This is a genomic window from Marinomonas colpomeniae (assembly GCF_014803385.1).
GTDB lineage: Bacteria > Pseudomonadota > Gammaproteobacteria > Pseudomonadales > Marinomonadaceae > Marinomonas > Marinomonas colpomeniae.
In genome coordinates, this window is record NZ_JACYFC010000004.1 from 220,175 (window position 1) to 236,622 (window position 16,448).

Consider the following 16,448-nt stretch of genomic DNA (forward strand, 5'->3'; position numbering starts at 1 on the left):
AGAACAGAGAGAAAGATAAGCGTTGTAACATAAAGGTAACTTTTTAAAGGTAGAATGAGTAGAAATTAGATAATTCTACGGTGTTAAGAAGTTATGTCGTCACAGCCTTTGGCTATTCAAGAAAATCTCTACTTTCTACTGAATGAAGTTGGAAAACATTACAGTCTTGTAGATCTTTTTTTTAAAACCTCATCAATTGATATTTTACCGCGTATTAAAGCTCGTCGAGGTTATGTTCAAACACTCCGAGAAAAAATTGAAATCGAATGTGTGAATATGACAAAAAGTCGTAAATCTAGCACATCACACAGTGTTCGTATTGATGCAATACGCGCTTTATCAAATGCGTTAGACAACGTTTCTCGTTACTACTCTGATTGCGTTCAAGAAGGAACATTAACTCAACCTTATGGACACCCTAGTGCTTCATTATGTCGTAAGTTAATCCGTCGAATAGATCGTTCTTTAAATCTTGTTAAACTAGGGTTAGATAAATCACAGCGCCGAACGGGCATTAAGTTAGGTCGTCGTACGCAAGGCATGTTGAATTCGTATGATGACATTCAAGCAGTAACTCTAGCTGCCAAAAACGTGCTGAATGATGAGCAACTACAAGCCTCTATCTTGACGAACTTTGCACTGAAGTGCGTAATTCAACAATTAGCCATTGTGGGTGAATCTTTAATAAAGGCTGATTTAGGGCAGGTTGTTAGTCTACAAAACTATGAACATTTGCGTAATAGCGCGTCATCGTTAAATTATAGCTTGAGTGATTTAAAAATCAGGCGTCTTGCACTCACACGTTCTGGTAGTGCGATTGCCTCTATTTCTCATAAGAATGAATCTGGGAAGGATATACTGGCTGTATACAAAGAAGGCGACCAAAATAAATTGGCTGAAGAGATCGTAGGTGTTAATAATTGGCAAAAGGTAGATCCAAATATTGCGCCAGATGTATTATCTCATACCACTAGAAATGGGCAATCATCAGCTCTTTTGATTGAGCACCTTCCCGGAAAAACATTCGAAGCTTTACTCCTTAATGAAGAAACGCATCTGCTAGAATCAGCTCTAAAAACACTGTTTACAACACTTAATCGCACGTGGAAGCTGACTTATACCCCAGAGCACTGTAATGCAAAATTCATGCAGCAGCTTGAAAAACGAATTGACGATAGTGCTAAAGTTCATCCTGATTTTTTCACGCCAGAACATCGTATTTGTGGGCAGGTAAGTCTAAGTTTCAAAAAGCTAATACGGCTTGTTACAGAAAAAGAGCACCGTTGGACAGTACCATTTTCTGTGCTGATTCACGGAGATTTTAATGTTGATAATGTGATTTATGATGAAGTAGATCGTCGTATTTATTTCATAGACTTACATCGATCTTCCTATTTCGATTATGTCCAAGATATTTCTGTGTTGATGGTTTCTATTTATCGACTACAAGTGCTGAGTGGATCAACCCGAGAGTTGATGATGCAAAGTGCAATCCAAATTTATCAATTTGGGCGTCGTTTTGCTAAGCGGCAGGATGATGAAACTTTTGAATTGCGATTGGCCGCAGGTCTTGCTCGTTCTTTTGCGACTTCAACCCGCTTTATTTTTGATAAAAAACTGGCGTCGCGTATGCATCTTCGTGCGCGTTATTTACTTGAGCATTTAGCGCGAATTACGCCAGAGCAAGAACCTAACTTCAAACTTTCCCTTAAGGAACTGTATGCTGAATAAATCTGAACAAGGTCTCAAAATCGGGGTGATTGGAATTCCTGGTAAATGGTCAACGGAAGTGTTGGCGGACCGTCTTGAAGCAAGAACAGGATTTCGTGCAGTGATGGATATGAATGATATCGAATTGCACCTAGACACAAATAAAGCCTTTTGCAACGGATTAGATTTAACAAAGTTAGATGGTTTGATTGTTAAAAAAATTAGTCAAGTGTATGCGCCGAGCACAGAGGATAGAATCCATATACTGTCGCATTTAGAATCACTTGGTGTATCTGTATTTAGTCCGACTAACAGTATGGGGAAATTGATTAACCGTCTTAGCGGTACATTGGCATTACAACAAGGCAATATCCCTATGCCAAAAACCAGAATCACAGAATCGGTTGATTTAGCATTTAATATAGTTCGTGAGTTTGGCTCCGCTATTTTGAAACCATTATATTCAACAAAAGCACGAGGAATGGTATTTCTTCGTGCAGAAGACAGTGATGAGTCTGTACTTGCTCAGCTTGAAGAATACACAAAAACGCAATCTTTGTTTTATATACAACAAGCGCTTAATTTAAATGGTCGTGATTTAGGTATGGTGTTTGTGGGCGGTACATATTTTTGTACTTATGCTCGTGTTGCCGATTCTGATGCTTGGAATACGACAATTCACAGCGGTGGACGCTATGAAATGTTTGAACCTGATGAAGACCTTATTGAATTGGGGTGTCGCGCTCAAGCTTGTTTTGATATGAGTTTTACTACTGTTGACATCGCTCTTACTGACCAAGGCCCTGTTGTATTTGAAGTGTCTGCTTTTGGTGGTTTTAAAGGAGCCTTAGACGGTTGTAATTTGGATGCGGCAGAAGCGTATGCAGATTATGCATTAAAAATAGTAAGGAATAAGCTATGAGTCACTCTTTTAACAATCATGCATTCAGCAATTTTTCACTAAATGCCCGCCCATTGAGTGATCAAGCGTTACAAACCGCAATGGCGTCTTGTGAGCACCTTTTAACATTGACGTTTGGCGCATTGACTGTGAATGTCCATACTAATCAAGCCGTAATTTTAGATGAATTGAATGACTATTATAAAAGCTATCGACAAAGTTCAGAAAATGAACAGTCGATAAATATTTATGCGATAGAGCATGGCGAAGTAATTGAGTCTGTTGAATGGTTGGATGTACCCCGTGAAGCCGGAAAACAAGGTAAAAAAGAAGGGTATTTAGACTGTTTCTCTGAAAATGAAGTGTTCGAAGGGCGTTGGATTAAAAAGTTTAAAACGGGCATGTTGTTGCTTCAGCGTGTTGAAAGCCCCGTTGCTATTGGGCCTTGTATAGAAAACATGGCGCAGATTATTAACTTCATTAACAATCAGTTTTTAAATCTTCATCTTCGTGCTGGTTATTTGTTAGGGCACGCATCAGCCTTTAGTGTAAACGGTAATCTAACGGCAATTGCTGCAGGCTCTGGCGGTGGTAAGTCTACTTTGATGTTGCGGTGTTTAGAAAAAGAAACGCGTGAATTTATCACGAATGATCGCATCTTAATTCAACATTCAGCTGATGGTGTTAAAGCGGTTGGCGTTGCCAAACTGCCTCGGGTAAATCCAGGCACCTTACTGCATTCCCATGGGCACCGCTTACGCCATATTTTAACTAAAGAGCGACAACAACAGCTTCTTGATATGTTACCTGCCGATTTATGGGTATTAGAAGAAAAATACGATGTTCAAATTGAAGACGAATATGGTCCAAACCGTGTTGGATTAACAGGGAAACTAGTTAATTTAATTATGTTGGATTGGTCTTTTTCATCTGGTAAACCAACGCAAATCGAGCGTGTTGATTTGAGCCTTGAGCCAAAAGTAATAGAGGGTTTACGTAAACGTCCAGGGCCTTTTTATCAAGATAACTCAGGCTCTTTTGTTGACCTAATCGCTTGTGAATCAGTTGAAGTCTATTGTGCAGAGCTGGACAGTGTTCGAGTATTTCGCTTAACAGGATGTATCGATTTTGATAAAGCCTACGAACTTATCGACACTTTGGATGCGCTATGACCGCTAAATTTGCTTTGATTCGTCATGGTGCTTATGAACAATTGCCTGAAGTGCCAAGTGCTTTACAACCGTTCCCTTTAACGATGGAAGGGGCAAAAGAAGTCCGTCGACAAGCTCAATTGTTGGCTAAATGGTTGTCAAAAACTGGCGAAAAATTGAATCCCATTGTGGATACTTCAACCTTGTTACGGGCTTATCAAACGGGTGAGATTTATCTTGAGGAGTTAAAAGATTTTTTCCTTGAAACACCTAAAATTCAAACTACATTTAATTTATGTGAGCGAAGTGTTGGCGCAGTCGCTAACCTAACGATTGAAGAAATTGAGCGTATTCTATCGCTTGATCCTAGATTTGAATCGCCTTCCAAAGATTGGAAGTCAGACAGTTATTATCAACTCCCATTTGATGGCGCGGAGTCACTTATTCAAGCAGGTGAACGTGTTGCAGAACATATTAATAGTTGGCAGCGTGAGGCAAGTGGTGGTCTTAAATTATTTATTGGTCATGGTGCTGCTTTTCGACATGGCGCGAATTATTTGAACGCGATTGAATTTAAATACATTAAAAAACTTAGCATGTTTTATGGTCACCCAGTGGTATTCGAATTTACTGAGAATTTACTTTTGAGGCAAATTTTTGGTGAGTGGAAGCAGCGTCAAATTAATGATGTACCAGATTAAAGACATACAATATTAATAATGGACAGGGCTTTTACTATGCAAACCCGATTACCAAACATTCCAGTATGTAAAGAACATGCTGAAATCATTCTAAGACTACCGACTGAATGGTCTACATGGCCAAAAGACAGTAGCTCTTGCAATGGCGCGGCACGCACGCCTATAAAAAAGCCAGCCAAATTTAATAAGCACAAACTAAAATGGCCAAGCCGGCCTGTGATATTTATTTCAGACCCTCATGCAGATGCAACAGCATTTGAAGCATCGCTTATAGCCTCTGGTGTTGCCGTTCAAAAAAAAGCCGGACTACAGCAATTAAAGTTGACTAAAGAAGGTCGAAAAGCCGAAATTATTATTGGTGGTGATTGTCTTGATAAAGGCCCAAGTAACTTATCTTTACTGCGTAGTATTAAGCACCTTTATAAATTAGACGCTCGTATCACTCTGTTAGCAGGCAATCATGACCTACGTTTATTAATGGGCTTACTGGCATTACAGCGAAAAAAACAGAACATTGGTAATCAGCATTTCTTCGTTCGTATGGGTAAAAAAGTTATTCCGCTTTTTAAAGAAGTCTTTGAACAGTATTTAGACAGAAGTAATTGGGATAAAAAAATTCCTGATGAAGACTCTTGTCGAAAAGTACTTTTTCCGAATGAGAAATGGTTTAAAGAGTTTCCTTATCATGCTGCTGGCATTTTAACAGCAGAAGGGATTGAGCGAGAAGTTCATAAAATGCGTTCCAAAGCGAGTAGCTTTGAAAAAAATTGTGCTGAGGTTGGCCTTAGTTTACGGCACATTTATGCGGCATCGTTACAATGCCAGAAATTGTTTTTAGAGAAAAAAGGTGAATTCTACTGGTTTTTCAAAAAAATGAAGTTAGTAGAAAAACGTGGATCCTTCTTATTTTTACATGCCGGTTTAGATGATGCCATGAGTGAATTATTACTTAAAAATGGTACTAACTACGCGAATAAAGCTTTTCATCGTAATTTAAAACACATGGACTTATTTGGCTTTTATTACAGCTCTATTGCCAACACATTTAGAACAAAATATAGAGATGCAGATTTACCATTAACGGAACGAGGCGTTAATGCAATACATAAAGCAGGAATTCATTTTGTGGTTCAAGGTCATGTGAATCGGCAAGAAGGGCAGCGAATCGCCATTAAGAAAGGTTTAATTCATATTGAAGCAGATATTACCTTGGATGAAAACTCACGTAAAAATGAAGGGTTGGAAAGCTTTGGTATAGGCGCAACTTTGATTGGTAAGAAGCAAGGTTTGATTGGTATCAGCTGTGATTACCCAACAGCTAAAGTATTGAAACCACAAGAATTAGGTGAAATGTATGAATGATTTCTATCAATAATTGAAATAGACAAGGTACGGTAATAAATGAAATCAAAAACTGAGTTTAAACATGAAGCATTGCTTGATCCTGCAGACATTCAAGACTTACTTAAATCTATTTCAAAAGGTTTGGGGAAAGGGAGACTAGAGTTTTCCGATGACAAAGGTACTTTGTCTTTAGACCCTCAAGGTTTGTTGTATTTAAAAGTAACCGCTTCTGAAGAAGACGATCGTCAGCAGTTTGATATTAAAGTTCGATGGGAAAAAAAGCCTAAAGCATTGAGTAAAAAACCACCAAAAATAGAAAGTTAAATTTTTTTATTTTAGCAAAGAGCATCAATCTTTCCACAAAAGTAGATGCTCTTTGCTACGGTGTTTTTTTAAGCGCTCATTTCTAGAAAATCTGGTAAGGGCGCACTTTTGTAAGTGTTATTTTTAATTCTTGCTATATGTCCAGCTGGAATCAATACCCAACCTTTACCAGAAAACTCTAAAGGTTCAGACCCAATCACAATGTGATCATCGAAGGTTTTGCAAAAAAGACTTGGTGCTTTGTCATCACTAGAGAATCGAATAGCAAACATTTCTTCACCGTCGGATAATACGGCAGTAAAACGAAAGGCTTCCGTTATACCTTTGCTTTCCATCAGTGCCAATATCTGACTTAGGGTATCAATAATTGCTTTCTCAGGGTCTATTTCTAATCCATTAGCAATCATCAATAAAAAAATCACCTCGGAATCTGTTGCTCCTTGCCGTGCGCTGTATAAATACTCTGGAATTAATCGATCTAACTGCCAGCGGAGTAATTCATAGTCTCCAATTTGGCCGTTATGCATAAACAACCAATTCTTATACCCAAAAGGGTGACAGTTTGAGCGGTTCGTAGCGGTACCTGTAGATGCTCTAACATGGGCAAAGAACAAACCACTTTTGATGTGCTTAGCTAAACTCTTGAGGTTGCAATCACTCCAAGCGGGCAATATTTCATGATACAAGCCAGGTTCTGCTCTTTCGTCATACCAGCCTAGACCAAAGCCATCAGCATTAACGGTTACTTCAGATTTTTTCGCACTTAAGCTCTGGTGGACTAAGGAGTGTTCTTGTTCAAATATTAACGACTCAAGATAAACGGGCTCACCTTGGTAAGCCATCCAACGACACATGTATTTCTCCTAGGAAAATAAAAGGGAAGCACTTTGCTTCCCTTTTATTTTTTTAAAACAGTTTTAAAAAGCAATTCGTTAATTTAGCATTTTATTGGGCACTAGCGTTATACATTAAAGTAGCTTATTTTAGCGGACAACTGTGTTGCTAGAGCGGCAAGTTGTTCAGCAGATTGGCTAATGGCATGTATTGAATTCGTTGTTTCAGCAGTAATTTCTGTGATATTAGATACATTACGACTTACTTCCGCTGTCACTGAAGCTTGCTCCTCTGCGGTCGCTGAAATTCTATCATTCATATCACGGATTTTAGAAACTGAGATGTTGATATTTCGTAATGCTTCTTCTTCGTGCTTTACTTGATTCACGGTGTCTGTTGATCTTTGATGACTAGATGTCATTGCTTTTACCGCAGAGTTCGTCCCACTTTGTAGTAGCGCAATCATTTTTTCAATCTCTTGCGTAGCGTCTTGAGTGTTCTTGGCTAAATGGCGTACTTCATCTGCAACCACAGAGAATCCTCGTCCATGTTCGCCAGCACGAGCTGCTTCTATGGCAGCATTGAGAGCAAGTAAATTTGTTTGATCTGCAATACTAAGAATGACGTTCAAGAAGTTACTTATTTCACCTGTATTAGATTGTAGTTCGTTAATAGTACCTGCTGATACTTCAATATCAGTAGCTAGCGCTTCAATACTACTAATTGTTTTAACAGCAATAACTGAACCTTCATTTGCTGCTGTTTCTGCATTATGAGCGGCCAGGCTTGCGTCTGCTGTCGATTCTGAAACATGAACCGCTGTACTTTGAATTTCCTGTATAGCATGAGAGATTAAGTTGGTTTCTTCCTGTTGGCGATCCACCATGTTAGAGGATTCATCAGTGATTCTATTTAAGTCATTAGCTGCGTTAGTTAACATAGAGCTGGATTCTGCTACATCATGTAAAATACTGCTTAATTGAATAACTAATTTGTCCATAGCAATTTCAAGCATTCCAATTTCATCTTTGCGAGTGCTGCTTACTTTTGATTGTACTAATTGCCCTGATGCAATCTCTTCTGCTCGTCGTACTGCCCTAATAAGAGGTGCACAAATACCATTGACGATGAGTATACTGATGACAATTCCAGCTAGAATAAGTGCAGAGGCAATAGCACCGCTTGTGTAAATAGTTTGGTCTAGTTTGCTGTTTTGATTCGCGGCAACGCTGTTGTTATATGCATCAATAGACGTGATGATAACTTCCATTTGTTGGTTAACTGCAATTAAACTTTCGTCAGCGGCTCGTCGAGATCGATTTGCTTGCATCGTTTTAAGTTTTACCCACCAGCTATAAGTTACTGTGCTGGCTTCTAAAAACGTCGCTTGCTGTTCTTCAAGTGCATTGATTTGTTCTAGTAATCCATTTAGACCTTCGTTTTCAGGCATTGTAGCTAGAATGTCTTTGACGTTCTCTATACTAGTTAATAATTCGCCTGTATATGTTTTGAATTTTTCTTCAGACTCTGTAACTTGCTCTATACCGTATCCACCAATAGATTTTGCAATAGACACTTGAAAAAAACCACGTTCAAACTCTACAGATTGTTGTAGTAACAGTTGGCGGCTTTTTTCTAGATTCTTCATGAGTTGAAGACTTTGTGATGAAAGGTTTTGTAATTCCGAAGAAACCGATTTACTGGTGAGTGCAGAACTGACACTAATCCCGATAATAACAATTGAAAAGAGTGTAATAAGGGAAAGAATCTTCGTGCGTACAGAAAAATTAAGCATACTTAAATCCAGTTAGAATGAATGGCGTTGATCTGTCTTTTAAACGTCAACAACTTTTTACCGAGACATATCGGTTCTTTTCATGAGTAGTGGACGGTAACCACCTTTCATCACTTACTCTCACTTTGGTCATGATCAAAAAGCATTTCTAATGCGTAATGATCAAAGGGACATATCATTTAATAATGATTTTTAACAAGCATTGAATAGATGACGTATAAAAAATATTAATGATTTAAAGATAACTTAAGATGTATGTAAAGATATAGATAAATTTACCTAATACGCATTATTTATATGCGTATTAGGGTTGTATTTCTGTTTGTTCAGTTATTAATAGTGGGATTTGAGCTAATCACGACATCATTACCATTAACGGTAAAGAAGAAGCAATCTCGACGGTTTGTATGGCAAGCAGGACCTTTTTGGTCAACCTTTAAAAGAATGCAGTCACCATCACAATCAAATGACATTGAAACCAATGATTGCATGTGTCCTGAGCTTTCACCTTTACGCCAATAGGTTTGACGAGAGCGAGACCAATAACAAACATGTCCTGTTTTTAATGTTTCCCGAATGGATTTTTCGTTCATATAAGCAAGCATTAGAACTTCGCCGGTATCATGTTGTTGCGCAATGGCTGCAATCAGCCCTGAATCGTCTGTTTTTAGGTTAGCTAGTACAGTATCTAAAGATAGCGTGTCGCCTTTGGCGAGATTTTCAAATTCTTTTAAACTCATTTTTTTTCCTTTCTCATAAGTTGTACTCATATCTTTAGATGAGCATTCTTCAATGTAAGTAATTGGGGAGATGTAGTCGCTTTAGTAACGAAGGTTAGATTGTGGGTATATTACCGTAATAGGAGATCGGGGACTAATAAGCATTATCAAAAATTGACTTAAAAATTCATACCTAAAATTTAATAATAAATGCCATGATAAATCAGTGAAAAGCAGACAAATTAAGAATCCTAGTTAAGTATTTGAAAAAGCGAACAAACTTGGTTGATATTTCAAAAATCCTGCGTATAATTTCGCCCCAAGGTCACAGGCCTCCTTTATGGTGTCTCTGCTGGTCCCCTCGCAATGATAAACCGTTAATCTGGTCAGGTCCGGAAGGAAGCAGCCACAGCGGTCGACTCGTGTGCCGAGGTGCGGCTGGTAGAGGTGCCACCTTAATTCCCTATCCAATGTATAAACCTACTAAGTTATCCCATTTATTTCTATTTTTAGACTTATGCCCGATAGCATACTATTTTGGCTAGAGTTTTAAATATTGTGTTAATCATAGCCATTTGATTTTTTATCAAGAGCTTTAGCTACGAACATGCGCAATTTGAGCACATGTTCATACAGTATGATCTGGAATAGAGAGAGGGGGAAGGTCGCTGGTTAAATAGTACTAGCGTGCCGTATTATAAGGTTTGCACGCTAACGTATAGATTGAGAACTAAATCTAACTTTTAAACTTCATTGAAATGGAGTTTACGCAATGGCGAATATTGTTTTCAGTAAGTCTTTCACCTTCAAAAACATGTCCAAGATGGCCTTCGCAATTCGCACAAACAATCTCAATACGGCGTCTATCAGCATCTGGTACACGTTTTACAGCGCCTTTTATTTCATCATCAAAGCTTGGCCAACCACAATGAGAAATAAATTTATGCTCTGAAGTATAAAGCGGTGCATCACATTGACGGCATACATATAAACCGCTTTCCATGGTATCTGTATATTCACCTGTAAATGGCGCCTCTGTACCCTTATCAATGATAACTCTTGCTTCTTTTGATGTCAGCTCGTTGTAGGATTTACTCATATAAATTCACTCTCTTGCCGCTATGATGAAGTTATTGTCTTAATTTAAGACTGACACAAATTATGGCATGTCTTAACTTAGGATACTAAGGCAATAACGTGGATAATAAGGTTTAGTAATAGCCTTTACTAAGTTGGTAAATATAACGCTCACAAGCTCTGCATAAAGCAGAGATTAGCGGTAGTAGAGGTTTTTATTTGATAAACTATTTTAATAGCTGTCGTTATGTTTTGATGGTAGCTAACATGATTTTTGCTATATTTTATATATCCATGTTGATTTGCATAAAATCGTATTTAAAAAATACTTGATATTGAGTAGGGAATCGAGTGTATGGAAGACATAAAAGCAGCTTTAAAAGTTGCTAGGTCTCTTTTAAAAGTGCGTTGCGCTGGCCTTATTTTTGAAAGTGGAAAAATCGTTCTTTCAGGAAAAATAGACCAGCTTGAACAAACAAAATTTTCTGATGCTTTGCAATGTAATGGGATTTCTTCTTTTCGATACTTTGATTTTAAAAACACCTCAACTATATCGCCTTTACTTTCCTGTCTGCCTAATCTTTCCTGTTGTCTTATTGAGCCGTTACCTCAATGTAATGCGAGTTTTTTTTTCTTAGATGATTCTAATCATGAGCTTGATATTGCTCTGACTGAAGAAAATATTTCGCATTTAGTTCACTTGTTCATTGAGTTATTGAAGCCACTAAACTCGTTACTAGCTGAAGATGTCTATAAAGATATGGTTGACTATAACGATCTTCTAAGACTAAATAATAAAATTCCAATTTATATAGCATTAGTGGATCAAGATCTTCGCTATGAGTATATCAATGATGCTTATGCTCAGCGTTTTTCATTGTCAAAGAAAGAGGTGGTTGGAGAATACGTAAAAGGCTCTATTCCTGCTGAAATCTGCGCTGTTACTGAAGAAAATGTTGTAAAGGGGTTATCTGGTGTCACCGTTAATTTTCAGTATGAATTGCGACAAGGCGATGAAGACGAACTGCGTTTTATTGATGCTTCTTATGTACCTCGTATTGTACATGGAGAAGTGACTGGCCTGTATTTGTATATGCAGGATATTACGTCTCAACAACGAACCCTTAATACACTTAAAAGACTTCATGAAGTGACGGCAAACTTTGACTTGTCATTAGATGAAAAACTGCAAAGTATTCTGCAGGTTGGTGTTGAGCAGTTTTCTTTACCTATAGGTCTTATTAGCCGTATCGAAGGTGATGACTATTATGTGGAATACAGTCACACACCTGGTGGAGAAGTGCTTCCAGGGGCAAAGTTCGATTTAGGCAGTACTTATTGTATTCACACACTTGAGAATGATTTACCAACTTCTTATTTTCATACCGCCATTAGTGATATTAAAGAACACCCTTGTTACAAGGCATTTGGTTTAGAAGCGTATATTGGCATTGTTATTTATGTTGGTGGGAAGCGTTGGGGAACGTTGAACTTTTCAAGTCCAAATCCTAAGACAAAGCCTTTTGGGGATGATGATTATGAGGTAATGAAGTTACTCTCCCAATGGGTCGGTAATGAAATCACTCAACATCAGGATGAAACTAATCTTAAAGCTGCAGCGAAGCAGCAGAATCTTATTTTAGAAGCGGTACATGAAGGCATATTTGGTGTGGATTCAGTTGGTAATATTACTTTTGCTAACTCGGCCGCATGTCATATCTTAGAGTATTCCGTAGAAGAGTTACTGGGTCGTAATCTTATAGAAGCACTTTCTCATCGAGATAAAGATGGGCACGCATTTGCATTAGAGAATAATCCAATACAAGAAAGTTTGCTGAGTGGTGAAAACTGTCGTGCTCGTGGTGAATACTTTTGCAGGAAAAACGGTGTCGTTTTTGTTTGTGAATATACTTGCGTGGCTATGCATTCTGAAATGGATCTTGTTGAAGGTGTTGTGGTTTCATTCCAAGATAAAACAGAGCAGATCCAAGCTGAAAATGAATTACTTGAACAGAAATCTCTGTTTGAATCCCTATTTATTAATGCGCCAGAGGCGATTATTTTAGTCGGAATCAATCGCGACATTAAGATGATTAATCCTGCTTTTACCGAATTGTTTGGTTATCAACCGAGTGACGTCATAGGCAAAAGTACTCAAATGCTTTATGCCGAAGAAGATGATTTTATCGAGAGAGGTAATGCTTATAGTGGTGCTTCTCAAGATGTTTTAAATCGCTATCGTGTGAGTTATAAAAATAGCCAAGGTAAGGTTTTTCATTCTGAAACTATTGGTAGCATGATTCAAAATGCCGATGGCAGTTTTGGTGGTTATATTGGTCATATACGAGATGTGAGTGAGCGACTAGAAGTCGAACAAAAGATGATTGATACCAATATTCGTTTATCTATTGCAACGGATACGGCTGGTATAGGCGTATGGGAATTAGATATAAAAACAGACACACTCCATTGGGATGATTGGATGTATCAGTTATATGGTTTTTCTAAAGATGATCAATATTCACCTACAAAGGTGTGGGAAGAATGTGTTCACTTTGAAGATAGAGAAAAACTGAAACATGCTTTGATTCGCCTAGAAGATGGCGGAGCGTATTTTAAGGATGAAAATGATGAGAAGCGCCGATCTGAAAATTTAGATTCTGACTTTCGTATTACTCGAAAAGATGGACAAACTCGTTATTTGAAGTCAAATTCTACTATTATATTTGATCGCAATGGTGATGCCGCTCATATTATCGGTGTGAATATAGATGTTACCTCTCGCAAAGAAACTGAAGTTGTATTGCAGGAGGCCAGTGACCAAGCGGTTGCCGCAAGTAAAGCAAAGAGTAACTTTCTAGCAACTATGAGTCACGAAATCAGAACACCTCTTAACGGTGTATTAGGGATGGCTGAATTACTTTCCGGAACTCAGCTAGATTTAGAGCAAAGACAAAGTTTGAATATTCTTAGAGAATCTGGCGAAGGGCTTTTAGAGCTCATTAATGGAATATTAGATTTTTCTAAAATAGAAGCTGGACACCTTTCTATTGAATTGGAAGACTTCAACTTAGAAAAAGCCATTTACGACGTTGCGCGTCTGTTAATGCTCAAAGCTGAAGAGAAAGGTATTGATTTACTGATTGAATACCAAGATGACTGTCCTCGTTTCTTAGTAGGGGATGTATTCCGCGTTAAGCAGATTCTGACAAACTTAGTTAGTAATGCAATCAAATTCACTTCAACCGGACATGTTCTGATATCAACAAAAGGCGTTGTTGATCAACAAGGCATTGTGTCGGTAACCATGAGTGTCATCGATACTGGTGTTGGTATTGCTGAAGAAGTTCAGCCTTATTTGTTTAATGCCTTTGTTCAGGCAGATAGCTCTACCACTCGTCGATTTGGCGGAACAGGTTTGGGGCTTGCTATTACAAAACAACTTATTGGATTAATGAATGGTGAAATTTCATTATCTAGTGAACTGAATGTTGGCTCTACTTTTACAATAGCTTTGTCGCTGCCGGAAAGTCATGCAATTCCTAGTATTGAAAAAATGGCAGATGAATTTTTATTGATAGGTAAGAAAACTCTGGTTATTGATGATAATGATATAAATCTAACCATTTTAAAGAATCAACTTAAGTCTTGCGACATCTATGCCGATACAGAGTTAGATCCGTTACAAGGTTTGGCTCGAATAGAGAGGGCAATAAATGATGGTTCGCCTTATCATATTGTTCTATTGGACTATATGATGCCAGAGTTAGACGGCTTAATGTTGTCCAAGTTGATACGAGAAATAAGCGGATCTATGAGTCAGCCGATTATATTGATGGCTTCTTCAGCGGATTTTCTACCTAAAGAGTCTCTGTCCGCTGCGGGTGTTAATGTATGTATATCAAAACCTATGAGTAGTTCAGTATTAAAGAAAGGTTTGATCGATGCTACCTCTTCAAACTTATTAGGACATCAAGTTTCTTACTCTGAACTAAACGAAATCCAAAATACTCGATATGAAGAAAGGGACTCAGTATCAAAACGGGGTCTCATATTAGTTGTAGAAGACATGAAAGCTAATATGGCTGTGGCTTGTGGGATTCTGGCTAAAATGGGGTTTGATATTGTTGAAGCAGAAAACGGTGCGCTAGGTATTGATATGTGGGAAGTCCATAAACCAGATCTTATTTTTATGGATTTGCACATGCCAGTAATGGATGGCCTTTCTGCAATGCGTCGTATTAGACAAGCGGAAAAGAATATCCAGAATAAACGTGTTCCAATATTGGCTTTGACTGCAGATATTCAGCAAGAAACCTTATCAAAAGTTTTTCGTGCTGGTGGAGATGGACTTATCCCAAAGCCTTTTAAACAAAAAGAATTCATTAGCATGTTGGATAAGTGGTTACCAGGTGAGCAACAAGGTACTGATGTGTCGATTGTTGGTAACAACACTCCGGCCGAGTCAGCTTTTGAGATTAGGTTTGACATTGTCATAGAGGAATCTGTTCTTAATGAATTAAAAACACTGTTGGGTGATGATTTCTTATTGTTAATCGAAGCTTTTTATGGTGACGCAGATCAAATCATTTCCTCTTTAGAGGAGATGTTAGTTACATGTGAGGCGCCTGATTATAAGGCGATATCTCAGTTGACTCACAGTTTAAAATCAATCAGTTTAAATGTTGGCGCTGCCGCTTTGTCTTCAATGGCCGCTCAACTTGAACAAGAAAGCAGGCAAGGTAAGGTATTAAACCTCAGTGCAAAATTACGTGAATTAATTACTATGTACCATAATGTAAAAATTGAAATCCAACGAATAGTGGCTTGCTTATGAAAGTATTAGTTGTAGATGATACCAATACTGATCGTTTGTTATTAAAACTTCATTTAACAAAGCTAGATTATGAAGTTATAGAAGCAAGTAATGGGCAAGAAGCGATTGATCAATTTATGGCGCACTCCCAAGATCTGGATTTGATCTTGATGGATGTACAAATGCCAAAAATGAATGGTTTTGAAGCGGTTAAAGCCATTCGTGAAATTCAAGAAATTAAGAAGCAAGAATGGTTGCCTATCATTTTCTTAAGCGCTAGTGCAGAAGAGTCCGATGTAGAAGAAGGAATTTTAGTCGGTGGTGATGATTATCTAATTAAGCCAATTAGCCAAAAAGTACTGTCTGCAAAAATGCTGGCAATGCAGCGTATTGCTGATATGAGGCGCCGTTTAGCTGAATCCATTTTGGTTCTTGAAGAGTTGGCTTCTACTGATCATTTAACGGGTGTGGCGAATCGTCGTGCTTTTGAAGTGATGTTAGAGCGTGAAATGACATTTACTCGTCAATATGGAAAGCCTCTCGCTTGCGCTATTTTTGATTTAGATAAATTTAAAGCCGTTAATGATACCTTTGGACATGATGCCGGCGATGCTGTTCTGGTTGATATTGTTGAAAGAATCAAATCCATTCTGGGTGAAAGCGGAATTATTGGTCGGTTAGGAGGAGAAGAGTTTGGCATTATTCTTCCTAATATATGCGAAGAGGATGCCCCTTCTGCTTTCGAGCGCTATCGTTGTATTGTTGAAGAAAAGCCCGTTATACATAAAGGTCGAAATATTTCTATAACAACAAGCATCGGTGTTGCTTCTTTTAAGGGGGGGAGAGAGCAAAAACAAACATTGTTAAAGCGAGCTGATGAAGCCTTGTATGAAGCTAAAGACACGGGCCGGAATAAAGTGATTTATCATCAGTAATAGCAGAGATAAAGAGTCAAATTATTATCAATTGACTGAGTGGCTATGGTTGTTAGTAGTAGGTTAAGGGCTTTGTTGCAATGTGTTTTATATTAAATTCTTGGTGAGCGGAAACAAGAAAGCAGTGCTGAAACAGCACTG

12 protein-coding genes and 1 other RNA gene are annotated in these 16,448 nt (G+C 38.1%); 9 read left to right on the forward strand and 4 right to left on the reverse strand.

Features of this window, described 5'->3' with window-relative positions; translation table 11 throughout:
* The first annotated feature begins 93 nt into the window (after positions 1-93).
* From IF202_RS13045 to IF202_RS13070, 6 genes are read left to right on the forward strand one after another with little or no spacing between them, the layout of a single operon-like run.
* Entirely contained in the window at positions 94-1,731 is a 1,638-nt protein-coding gene (locus IF202_RS13045) for a phosphotransferase (RefSeq protein WP_191595359.1), read from the forward strand.
* Positions 1,721-2,632, forward strand: a complete 912-nt coding sequence (locus IF202_RS13050) for a GAK system ATP-grasp enzyme (RefSeq protein ID WP_191595360.1) — start codon at positions 1,721-1,723, stop codon at positions 2,630-2,632. The genes IF202_RS13045 and IF202_RS13050 overlap by 11 nt, the downstream gene beginning before the upstream one ends.
* Positions 2,629-3,783, forward strand: a complete 1,155-nt coding sequence (locus tag IF202_RS13055) for an HprK-related kinase B (RefSeq protein WP_235963516.1) — start codon at positions 2,629-2,631, stop codon at positions 3,781-3,783. Before IF202_RS13050 ends, IF202_RS13055 begins: the two co-directional genes overlap by 4 nt.
* Complete coding sequence (locus tag IF202_RS13060) at positions 3,780-4,463, forward strand: histidine phosphatase family protein (protein ID WP_191595361.1); 684 nt, start codon at positions 3,780-3,782, stop codon at positions 4,461-4,463. Before IF202_RS13055 ends, IF202_RS13060 begins: the two co-directional genes overlap by 4 nt.
* A 36-nt stretch (positions 4,464-4,499) precedes the next feature.
* Positions 4,500-5,825, forward strand: a complete 1,326-nt coding sequence (locus tag IF202_RS13065) for a metallophosphoesterase (protein WP_191595362.1) — start codon at positions 4,500-4,502, stop codon at positions 5,823-5,825.
* A gap of 39 nt (positions 5,826-5,864) precedes the next feature.
* Positions 5,865-6,131, forward strand: a complete 267-nt coding sequence (locus IF202_RS13070; protein WP_191595363.1) for an amphi-Trp domain-containing protein — start codon at positions 5,865-5,867, stop codon at positions 6,129-6,131.
* Positions 6,132-6,199: 68 nt separating this feature from the next.
* Here IF202_RS13070 and IF202_RS13075 read toward each other — a convergent pair whose 3' ends face one another.
* The 3 genes from IF202_RS13075 to hisI form a co-directional block, all read right to left on the reverse strand.
* Entirely contained in the window at positions 6,200-6,985 is a 786-nt protein-coding gene (locus IF202_RS13075; RefSeq protein WP_191595364.1) for a class II glutamine amidotransferase, read from the reverse strand.
* Positions 6,986-7,092: 107 nt separating this feature from the next.
* A complete protein-coding gene (locus tag IF202_RS13080) occupies positions 7,093-8,760 on the reverse strand; it encodes a methyl-accepting chemotaxis protein (RefSeq protein WP_191595365.1) in 1,668 nt (555 codons plus the stop codon).
* A 326-nt stretch (positions 8,761-9,086) separates the two neighbouring features.
* A complete protein-coding gene (gene hisI / locus IF202_RS13085; protein WP_191595366.1) occupies positions 9,087-9,500 on the reverse strand; it encodes a phosphoribosyl-AMP cyclohydrolase in 414 nt (137 codons plus the stop codon).
* 329 nt (positions 9,501-9,829) lie between these two features.
* On the opposite strand from hisI, the gene ffs reads away from it, so the two are divergent.
* An RNA gene (ffs, locus tag IF202_RS13090) (signal recognition particle sRNA small type) lies at positions 9,830-9,926 on the forward strand.
* A gap of 289 nt (positions 9,927-10,215) precedes the next feature.
* Here ffs and IF202_RS13095 read toward each other — a convergent pair.
* Entirely contained in the window at positions 10,216-10,578 is a 363-nt protein-coding gene (locus IF202_RS13095) for a methionine-R-sulfoxide reductase (protein WP_191595367.1), read from the reverse strand.
* Between the two features lie 333 nt (positions 10,579-10,911).
* On the opposite strand from IF202_RS13095, the gene IF202_RS13100 reads away from it, so the two are divergent.
* A complete protein-coding gene (locus IF202_RS13100; RefSeq protein WP_191595368.1) occupies positions 10,912-15,393 on the forward strand; it encodes a PAS domain S-box protein in 4,482 nt (1,493 codons plus the stop codon).
* Complete coding sequence (locus IF202_RS13105) at positions 15,390-16,307, forward strand: GGDEF domain-containing response regulator (protein ID WP_235963518.1); 918 nt, start codon at positions 15,390-15,392, stop codon at positions 16,305-16,307. Before IF202_RS13100 ends, IF202_RS13105 begins: the two co-directional genes overlap by 4 nt.
* Positions 16,308-16,448: the final 141 nt, after the last annotated feature.

What these genes read in the sequence shown, in the direction of transcription:
- hisI (WP_191595366.1), bottom strand. Translation starts at nt 9,500, where the DNA reads ATGAGTTTAAAAGAATTTGAAAATCTCGCCAAAGGCGACACGCTATCT.
- IF202_RS13050 (WP_191595360.1), top strand. Translation starts at nt 1,721, where the DNA reads ATGCTGAATAAATCTGAACAAGGTCTCAAAATCGGGGTGATTGGAATT.
- IF202_RS13105 (WP_235963518.1), top strand. Translation starts at nt 15,390, where the DNA reads ATGAAAGTATTAGTTGTAGATGATACCAATACTGATCGTTTGTTATTA.
- IF202_RS13080 (WP_191595365.1), bottom strand. Translation starts at nt 8,760, where the DNA reads ATGCTTAATTTTTCTGTACGCACGAAGATTCTTTCCCTTATTACACTC.
- IF202_RS13065 (WP_191595362.1), top strand. Translation starts at nt 4,500, where the DNA reads ATGCAAACCCGATTACCAAACATTCCAGTATGTAAAGAACATGCTGAA.
- IF202_RS13095 (WP_191595367.1), bottom strand. Translation starts at nt 10,578, where the DNA reads ATGAGTAAATCCTACAACGAGCTGACATCAAAAGAAGCAAGAGTTATC.
- IF202_RS13055 (WP_235963516.1), top strand. Translation starts at nt 2,629, where the DNA reads ATGAGTCACTCTTTTAACAATCATGCATTCAGCAATTTTTCACTAAAT.
- IF202_RS13045 (WP_191595359.1), top strand. Translation starts at nt 94, where the DNA reads ATGTCGTCACAGCCTTTGGCTATTCAAGAAAATCTCTACTTTCTACTG.
- IF202_RS13100 (WP_191595368.1), top strand. Translation starts at nt 10,912, where the DNA reads ATGGAAGACATAAAAGCAGCTTTAAAAGTTGCTAGGTCTCTTTTAAAA.
- IF202_RS13070 (WP_191595363.1), top strand. Translation starts at nt 5,865, where the DNA reads ATGAAATCAAAAACTGAGTTTAAACATGAAGCATTGCTTGATCCTGCA.
- IF202_RS13060 (WP_191595361.1), top strand. Translation starts at nt 3,780, where the DNA reads ATGACCGCTAAATTTGCTTTGATTCGTCATGGTGCTTATGAACAATTG.
- IF202_RS13075 (WP_191595364.1), bottom strand. Translation starts at nt 6,985, where the DNA reads ATGTGTCGTTGGATGGCTTACCAAGGTGAGCCCGTTTATCTTGAGTCG.